This is a genomic window from Frateuria defendens (genome assembly GCF_001182895.1).
Lineage (GTDB): Bacteria > Pseudomonadota > Gammaproteobacteria > Xanthomonadales > Rhodanobacteraceae > Frateuria_B > Frateuria_B defendens.
Genome location: NZ_LFQR01000163.1, coordinates 1 through 7,984 on the forward strand (window position 1 = coordinate 1; position 7,984 = coordinate 7,984).

Here is a 7,984-nt window from a genome sequence, read left to right on the forward strand (position 1 = left end):
TAGATCAGAGCATCCCTAACAGCCTGAATCAAGGGCGACAAGTTTCTCTCTTATGGCCTGCAATTCTTTCGGCTGACTTAGAGATCAGATTCGCAAGGCCGTCCTTTCCGTGGAGCAACCTTGCATCCAAGAAGGCGGCTGTCACCGTCTCTATCGTGGGATTGGGAAGGAAATCGGCTGCGCCGAAATTGGTTTTCACCGAGCACGCCGTCCAACAAGCAGCGTACATCGGCCCCTATCTCGTGCCTGACCGCACCACTGTAGTTTCCCCATTACGAAGTCCTCTTTCCGCTCTCAGTCCGATGACCAACGGATCAATGCCGAATGACGGTGGCGGTTTGCTGTTAGACGCGGACGAATACTACGAACTCGTCCGCTCGCGACCGGCTGCTGCCGCATTCTGCCGAAAGTTTCTTGGCTCTCACGACAGCATTCAAGGTGAGACGCGGTATTGCCTTTGGATCGCGGACGCCGATGTTCCCGGTGCGTGCGCTATCCCTGAAATCGCAAAACGAGTTCAACACGTTCGCGTACATCGCCAAGGCAGTGGCCGCTCGGGAACCAACGCACTCGCGTCCATACCTCACGCATTCGGCGAGCGGCGCCATCAGGAAGGTCGGGCGTTGTTGATTCCGCGCCACAGTTCAGAGAGCCGCCCGTACCTTCCATCCATTCTTGTTAACGACGACACTGTAATTGGCGACAGCGCCATTGCAATGTACGGCTTCACGATGGCGGATGTGGCCATCTATTCATCGCGACTTCATCTGGTATGGATTGCAACGGTTTGCGGCAAGATCAAAGAAGACTACCGATACTCAAATTCGCTTGGCTGGAACACATTCCCCGTGCCGTCCTTGACGGACAAAAACAAGGCCGATCTCACGCGCTGCGCCGAGGATATCTTGCTGGCACGGGAGCATCATTTTCCTGCGACCATGGCCGATCTCTACGATCCTGAAGATATGCCCGTCGATCTGCGAGAAGCGCATGAGCGCAACGATGAGGTGCTGGAGCGCATTTACATCGGTCGCCGCTTCAAGAACGACACCGAACGGCTGGAAAAGCTGTTTGACCTCTATACCACGATGACCGCTTCGGCTACACCTGCCAAGGGCAAGAAGCGCAAAGCGGGAGCAAACGTATGAGCGACAAGATAAAGTCCGTTCCCTCTGTTGCAGTCACTTATGCTCGCAATGGCGCGTCGACCAAGGCGAATGCGTTGGGGATGCGGCCGATGCAGGAGCGCGCCTACGAAAAGCGCGGCGAGCAGTATCTGCTGATCAAGTCGCCGCCCGCATCCGGTAAAAGCCGTGCGCTTATGTTTGTGGCACTCGACAAGCTAAAGAACCAAGGCATTAAGCAGGCCATTATCGTTGTTCCCGAGAAATCAATCGGGGCCAGCTTCAACGACGAGCCGTTGTCGAAGTATGGATTCTGGGCCGACTGGCACGTTGAGCCAAAGTGGAACCTGTGTAACGCGCCCGGCAATGACAATGGCGGTAAGGTCAAATCCCTTGGCGCTTTTCTGGAAAGCGACGACAAGGTGCTGGTCTGCACGCACGCGACGTTCCGCTTTGCAATTGATGCCTACGGTGTCGAGGCATTCGATGACCGACTGATTTCTATCGATGAGTTTCATCATGTTTCGGCCAATCCCGACAACAGGCTGGGTGCGCATTTGGGCCAGTTCATCGCCCGGGGAAGGACTCACATCGTCGCGATGACCGGCTCGTATTTCAGAGGCGACGCGGAGGCCGTTCTCGCACCGCAGGACGAGTCGAAATTCGACACCGTCACTTATACCTATTACGAGCAGCTCAACGGCTACGAATACCTCAAGCAACTCGACATCGGCTACTTCTTCTACAGCGGGCCTTACGTCGATGACATCCTCAATGTCCTCAATCCCGTAGAGAAGACCATCATCCACATCCCCAACGTCAATTCGCGCGAGAGCACGAAGGACAAGATGAGGGAGGTGGAGCACATCATCGAAGCGCTAGGCGAATGGCAAGGCATCGACGCCGCGACCGGCTTTCAGCTCGTGAAACGCCCCGATGGTCGCGTCCTGCGCATCGCCGATCTTGTCGATGACGACGCGGCCAAGCGTGACCGCGTATCTGCTGCGCTCAAAGACCCGGCGCAGAAGAACAACCGTGACCACGTGGACATCATCATTGCGCTTGGCATGGCGAAAGAGGGCTTCGACTGGATCTGGTGCGAACACGCATTGACTGTGGGCTACCGCGCAAGCCTCACCGAGATCGTGCAGATCATCGGCCGCGCAACCCGCGACGCGCCGGGCAAGACCCGCGCGAGGTTCACCAACCTGATCGCCGAGCCGGATGCGACCGAGGAGGCAGTCACAGAGGCTATCAACGATACGTTGAAGGCCATCGCAGCGAGTCTGCTGATGGAGCAGGTCTTAGCTCCGCGCTTCGAGTTTAAGCCCAAGAACGCCGACAGTGTCCCGACGCCAGGCTTTACCTATGGTGAGGGTGGCTATGACCCGGATCGCTGCAACATTGGCGTCAATGAGCAGACTGGAGCCTACCAGATTGAGATCAAGGGCCTTGCAGAGCCCAAGAGTAAAGAGGCAACGCGCATCTGCCAGGAGGACTTGAATGAGGTCATCGCCGCCTTTGTACAGGACAAGCCCACCATCGAGCGCGGTCTGTTCGATGAGGAGCTGGTGCCCGAGGAGCTGACGCAGGTTCGCATGGGCAAAATCATCAAGGACAAGTATCCCGAGCTTGACGCAGAAGATCAGGAGGCCGTGCGCCAACACGCCATTGCCGCCCTCAATCTGACTCAACAGGCCAAGCGGCTTGTCACCGAAGGCGAGAGCGACGGATCACCCAACACCGCCCTGATCGACGGCGTGCGCCGCTTTGTGATGGACGTGCGCGAATTGGACATCGACCTGATCGACCGCATTAACCCCTTCGGTGAAGCCTACGCCATCCTCGCCAAGACCATGAGCGAGGACAGCCTGAAGCAGGTCGCGGCAGCTATCTCGGCCAAACGCACCTCAATCACGCCCGAAGAGGCTAAAGTGATCGCCATGCGCGCGGTTGAGTTCAAACGCGAGCGCGGACGGCCGCCATCGGTGACCTCGCAGGATGCCTGGGAAAAACACCTTGCCGAAGGTGCAGCCGCCTTCATGCGTTTCAGGGCGGAGGGACGCTATGAGTAACTCCGATCTTGACGACCTGGCGGCAGAGCTAGCCGAGTTCGCTCCGCCTGAGAAGAAAAATAGCCGCCTGGCTAGCGAGGAGCGTGTCATTGCCGGCTTCGAGGAGATCCAACGCTTCACCGAGCAGAATGGGCGTGCGCCGCAGCATGGCGAAGACCGAGACATATTCGAGCGCCTCTATGCCGTGAGGCTCGACCGTCTACGGGTACTCCCGGATTGCCGTGCCTTGCTTGAGCCTCTAGACCATCAGGGCTTGCTTGCTGGGGCGTCCGTTGTCGCTTCGGCGGACGAACCCATCGACATCGACGACCTCGCTGCCGAGCTAGCGGATGTTGCCGGTGCGGAAGACATCACGGTCTTGCGCCATGTCCGTACTAGCGCCGAAAAGCGCGCTGCCGAGGAGGTCGCAGATCGCAAGCCGTGCGAGGACTTCGAGACCTTCCGCGCTTTGTTCGAAAGCGTGCAAGCGGAAGTCAAGACAGGTATGCGCCAGTCCCAGCCCATAGAGGCGGGCCGTCGTGCAATCGAAGCGGGGGACTTCTTCGTTCTTGATGGCCTTACGCTCTATGTCGCCGAGGTCGGCGAGCCGCTTAAGACGACTGCCGGTGAAGTGGATCGCCGCCTTCGTCTCATCTTTTCCAATGGTACCGAGAGCAATTTGCTGCTGCGCTCGCTCCAGCGTGCGTTCTACAACGATCCCGCCGCGCGGCGGCTGGCTTCGCCCGAGAGCGGGCAACTTTCCTTCGGCGGCGAGTTTGAGGCTGATGATGTCGAAAGCGGCACGATCTACGTCCTGCGCTCCCTATCCGATCATCCCTACGTCGCGCGGCACCGGGACATCATCCACAAGGTGGGTGTGACCGGTGGAAGGGTGGAGACGCGCATCGCCAATGCTGAGAACGAAGCAACGTACTTGCTGGCAAAAGTCGAGGTCGTTGCGACCTACAAACTTGCGGGGATCAATCGCATCCGGATGGAGAACTTGTTCCACAGGCTGTTCGCGCCCGCGCGCTTGAGCATCACCATCAACGATCGCTTCGGTCATCCCGTACAGCCCGAGGAGTGGTTCCTCGTTCCGTTGTTCGTCATCGACGAGGCCGTTGCACGCATCAAGGATGGCAGCATCACCGGCTACATCTACGATCCTGGTGCCGCGAAGCTGGTGAAAGCATAGGACAGCTCGATGCGAGGGAAACCTGCTCCCTCTCGAATTGAGAAGGGTATTTTTCGTGGTATCGACAGGATGCAGTATAACAATCCATTGTTGTACAAGGGTTTTGTGGGATTGTTGATAATCGAGTGGGAGTGAAATCAGGTCCTTCGGGGACTATCGCCAGCTATCGAAAATCTGCCGTAATGTTCGTCGAACCCGGCGTCATCGAGCCGTTGCAGTCGATGGTTGCGCACTGATCACACGACAAGCATCCGGCGCGTCGTCCTTCAAGGCGACGCGCTTTTGCGATCACGGCATCAGTCGAACTTGACCAAATCCTTGAAGATCAGGCGCCCCCAGACCTTCCCGCGCGCCTGCACAAGCAGCCCGCCTTCCGAAAGCCCGCCAAGCTGGATCGGCGCGAAACCGAGATTTTCCGCAAGCGTGCCGACCTCCGCGGCGGCGCCGTCATTGTCGCTCGCCAAAAACACGACTCGCCTGCCACCGTGTACAGCCGGATCCCGGTCAAGGACGGCGGCGACCAGGTGATTGAAGCCTTTCACCAGCCTGGCACCGGTGAACGCCTTCGCGACGAAAGCCGAAGACGGGAGGCCGTCCAATTCCTCGAGCGGGGCCTGCGTGTTCATCGCGTCGATGATGGTCTTTCCCTCCCAGTCGGGCAGAGCCTTCGCGACCTCCGGGTGAGACTCGAAACGCACAGCCAAAAAGAGGGTGTCCGCCTTGACGGCTTCCGCCAGGGGCTTGGGAATGATCGTGGGGCCGATCGCGGCCGCATCGGCTGCAAAGCTTTCCGGGTCGCGTGTGGTTGCAACGGCCACTTCGATGCCGTTGCGGGCGAACGCCCTGGCAAGTGCGTGGCCGATCTTGCCGAAGCCGATGATGGCGTAACTCATAGGTTTCTCCTTCGTTTCTCGGCGCGGTCAGAGCTTGTAGCCGCCGCTCGCCTCAATCGTCTGGCCGGTCACCCAATGGCCGTCATCGGAGGCCAGGAACGCCACGACGGCGGCGATTTCCGAAGGCTCGCCAAAGCGGCCCAGCGCGATTTGGGCCTCGACCGCCTTGACGAGTTCGGGGTGCTCCCGAAAGTCGGCATTCGCATCCGTTCGCGTGAAGCCAGGCGCTACGGCGTTGGCCGTGATGCCACGCGGCCCCAGCTCGATGGCAAGCGTATGGGTCAGGGTGTTGATGGCCGCTTTCGCCATCGAGTAGACGGGCGCGGCCGTCACGGGCTTCGTGGCGGCAGCGGAAGAAATGTTGATGATGCGTCCACCATCGGCGAGACGATCGAGAGCCGCCTGAATGATGAAGAAGGGCGCGCGGGCGTAGACCGCCATCAGGGCGTCCCAACTCTCCGGCGTTGCGTCCTGGAAGCCAACCCAGCCGGAATTGCCAGCGTTGTTGACCAGAATGTCGAGCGCCTTGCTGCCGTTGCGCCGGGTGAACTCGTCATCGAGTTGCTCGAACAAGGCTGGGACGGCTGCCGGATCGACGAGGTCCGCGTGGAGCGCGAACGCGGTGCCGCCCGCTTTCTCTATGGCCGTGACTGCCTCGTCCGCGCCGGATTTGCTGGCGTTGTAGGTCAGCGCAACCGTCGCACCGTCTCGTGCAAGCCGTTCGGCGATGGCGCGGCCAATGCCCCGCGATGCCCCGGTAACCAGAGCGGTTTTTCCCTTGAGAGACTGTCCCATTTCATTTCCTCGCGTATCAGAGTTGCGCCAGGCCGCCGTCAACGGCGACTTCGCTGGCGGTCATGAAGCTGCTGTCCGGCGATGCGAGAAAGGCTGCCGCCGCCGCGATCTCTGCCGGATCGGCCATGCGCTGGAGCGGTGTCATCGAGGCAAAGACCTTCTGGCCTTCTTCGCCCAATGCTTCCTTCGCCAGTTCGGTCGCCGTCGCTCCGGGCGACAGCACGTTGACCCGGATGCCGGTGCCTTTCAGGTCTTCCGCCCACGTCTTGGCGAGGTTGCGCACCGCCGCCTTGCTCGCGCTGTAGGCGCTGAATGCCGGGGCACCCGTGGTGCCGGCGCTCGATCCGGTCAGGATGATCGAGCCGCCTTCGCCCATCAGCGGCAGCGCCTTCTGTACGGTGAAGATCGTGCCCTTCACGTTGGTGTCGAAGGTTTCGTCGATGTGCGCGGCGGTGATCTGGCCGAGCGGAAGCGGGCCGCCTGTTCCGGCATTGGCGAATACGATGTCGAGGGTTCCGCGCTCGGCCTTCACCGCCGCGTAAAGCCGGTCGAGATCGGCCTCGTCGGAAACCGAGCCCTTCACGGCACGGGCATTGGGGCCGAGGCCGGCCACGGCCGCGTCGAGCGCTTCCTGCCGTCGGCCAAAAATGAAGACGAAAGCGCCTTCTCCGATGAAGCGCCTTGCCGCGGCGAGGCCGATGCCCGTAGCGCCGCCGGTAATCACCGCGGTCTTTCCATTGAGTCTGTTCATGCCGTGTGCTCTTCGTTGGAGTTGTGCGGCAACTGGAGAAATGCCGCATGGCCCGATATGATGTGGATCACCGATCCAGATATCGAAGATATGGATCACTGATCCATTTGTCAACATCATCCATGCGAGCCGACGCCCAAAAAAATCGCAGTCAAATCCTCGCGGTCGCGCGTGACGTTGCCGCCGAGCATGGTGCCGACGTGTCGATGCGTGATCTTGCCCGCCGGGCCGGTGTTGGCCTGGCTACGCTGCTCCGCCATTTCCCGACGCGCGAAGCCTTGTTCGAGGCGTTGTTGTGCACCCATCTGAACGCACTGACGCAGAAGGCCGACGAACTCGAAACATCGACTTCGGCCGATGAAGCACTTCTCATCTGGTTCCGGGAATTGGTGGCATTCGCCCAAAGCTATAAGGGCGTTATCGCCATGATGGCGGCCGCCCACACGAACCCGGACTCCGCTCTTTATGCTTCGTGCGCAGCGGTGCATGAATCGGGCGCGCGATTGCTGCTCCGTGCCCAGAGCGAGGGAACGGCGCGTGCCGACATGAATGGTGACGACCTGTTCGCCCTGATAACGGCGCTAGGCTGGGCGGTCGATCAACCCTCATTCGCGCCGCGGGCGGATCATCTCGTTCACTTGATTACGAGCGCCATCCTGACAAGTCGGTCTGGCGGCGATGTCAGGAAGGCAACGGAGGGTGTGTAGAATTTTGTGTAACCGGGATTTGAGTTACCGCTGAGGAAGTCGCTCCTCGAACTGGATCGTAAAGCGGCTCAAGGCGGCCTTCCAGTCGCGGATCAGCATCGTCCATTTCTTGCTGATGTTGCGCAGGGCCAGGTAGAACACTTTCACCAAGGCCTCGTCACTCGGAAACGCGCCGCGGTTCTTGGTCAGTTTGCGCAGGCTCATGTTGACCGACTCGATGGCGTTGGTCGTATAGATCGCGGATCGGCTGTCGTTCCAGCGGTTCCTCGGCCTCGGCATCGAGCACACGGTGCCGGACTACACGGCGGTGTGGTGGTTCCGCGAGACACTCAAGGGCGCGGTGATCGAGGACCTGTTCGTGCGGCTGGGCGCGTACATCGACCTGGCCGGTTTCGAGGCGAGGAAGGGCCAGATGCTGGACGCGAGCCTGGTGGCGAAGCCGAAGACTAGTGTGGTGTCTCAGAA

At 60.1% G+C, this 7,984-nt stretch carries 8 protein-coding genes and 1 pseudogene; 5 read left to right on the top strand and 4 right to left on the bottom strand.

The features are described from left to right. The 3 genes from ACH65_RS20345 to ACH65_RS17280 form a co-directional block, all read left to right on the top strand. Positions 1-1,148: type IIL restriction-modification enzyme MmeI (locus ACH65_RS20345; protein WP_049623882.1), on the top strand; the 1,148-nt coding region annotated here is incomplete at its 5' end. Beyond that, positions 1,145-3,199 (top strand): DEAD/DEAH box helicase, encoded by a 2,055-nt coding sequence (locus tag ACH65_RS17275; protein ID WP_049623875.1) that lies wholly within the window; start codon positions 1,145-1,147, stop codon positions 3,197-3,199. The genes ACH65_RS20345 and ACH65_RS17275, both read left to right, overlap by 4 nt. Continuing rightward, entirely contained in the window at positions 3,192-4,373 is a 1,182-nt protein-coding gene (locus tag ACH65_RS17280) for a GIY-YIG nuclease family protein (protein ID WP_049623876.1), read from the top strand. Before ACH65_RS17275 ends, ACH65_RS17280 begins: the two co-directional genes overlap by 8 nt. 296 nt (positions 4,374-4,669) lie before the next feature. Here the strand turns inward: ACH65_RS17280 and ACH65_RS17285 are convergent, their stop codons facing one another. Genes ACH65_RS17285 through ACH65_RS17295 form a run of 3 tightly spaced genes read right to left on the bottom strand, consistent with a single transcriptional unit; the run spans position 4,670 to position 6,812 of the window. After that, complete coding sequence (locus ACH65_RS17285) at positions 4,670-5,266, bottom strand: NADPH-dependent F420 reductase (RefSeq protein WP_049623877.1); 597 nt, start codon at positions 5,264-5,266, stop codon at positions 4,670-4,672. Positions 5,267-5,293: 27 nt separating this feature from the next. Beyond that, complete coding sequence (locus tag ACH65_RS17290; RefSeq protein WP_049623878.1) at positions 5,294-6,061, bottom strand: SDR family NAD(P)-dependent oxidoreductase; 768 nt, start codon at positions 6,059-6,061, stop codon at positions 5,294-5,296. Between the two features lie 16 nt (positions 6,062-6,077). Further along, positions 6,078-6,812, bottom strand: coding sequence for an SDR family NAD(P)-dependent oxidoreductase (locus ACH65_RS17295; RefSeq protein ID WP_049623879.1), 735 nt, complete (start codon positions 6,810-6,812; stop codon positions 6,078-6,080). 122 nt (positions 6,813-6,934) lie between these two features. Between ACH65_RS17295 and ACH65_RS17300 the strand changes: the two genes are divergently transcribed. After that, the gene (locus tag ACH65_RS17300; RefSeq protein ID WP_049623880.1) at positions 6,935-7,519 is read left to right on the top strand and encodes a TetR/AcrR family transcriptional regulator; all 585 of its coding nucleotides are present in this window, start codon (positions 6,935-6,937) and stop codon (positions 7,517-7,519) included. Between the two features lie 24 nt (positions 7,520-7,543). Here ACH65_RS17300 and ACH65_RS17305 read toward each other — a convergent pair. Then, positions 7,544-7,765: pseudogene (locus tag ACH65_RS17305) on the bottom strand (transposase); the annotation flags it as partial. A 31-nt stretch (positions 7,766-7,796) separates the two neighbouring features. On the opposite strand from ACH65_RS17305, the gene ACH65_RS21220 reads away from it, so the two are divergent. Further along, positions 7,797-7,984 (top strand): hypothetical protein (locus tag ACH65_RS21220; protein ID WP_484494428.1); only part of this gene is annotated, 188 nt, incomplete at its 3' end.

What these genes read in the sequence shown, in the direction of transcription:
- ACH65_RS17285 (WP_049623877.1), bottom strand. Translation starts at nt 5,266, where the DNA reads ATGAGTTACGCCATCATCGGCTTCGGCAAGATCGGCCACGCACTTGCC.
- ACH65_RS17300 (WP_049623880.1), top strand. Translation starts at nt 6,935, where the DNA reads ATGCGAGCCGACGCCCAAAAAAATCGCAGTCAAATCCTCGCGGTCGCG.
- ACH65_RS17280 (WP_049623876.1), top strand. Translation starts at nt 3,192, where the DNA reads ATGAGTAACTCCGATCTTGACGACCTGGCGGCAGAGCTAGCCGAGTTC.
- ACH65_RS17290 (WP_049623878.1), bottom strand. Translation starts at nt 6,061, where the DNA reads ATGGGACAGTCTCTCAAGGGAAAAACCGCTCTGGTTACCGGGGCATCG.
- ACH65_RS17295 (WP_049623879.1), bottom strand. Translation starts at nt 6,812, where the DNA reads ATGAACAGACTCAATGGAAAGACCGCGGTGATTACCGGCGGCGCTACG.
- ACH65_RS17275 (WP_049623875.1), top strand. Translation starts at nt 1,145, where the DNA reads ATGAGCGACAAGATAAAGTCCGTTCCCTCTGTTGCAGTCACTTATGCT.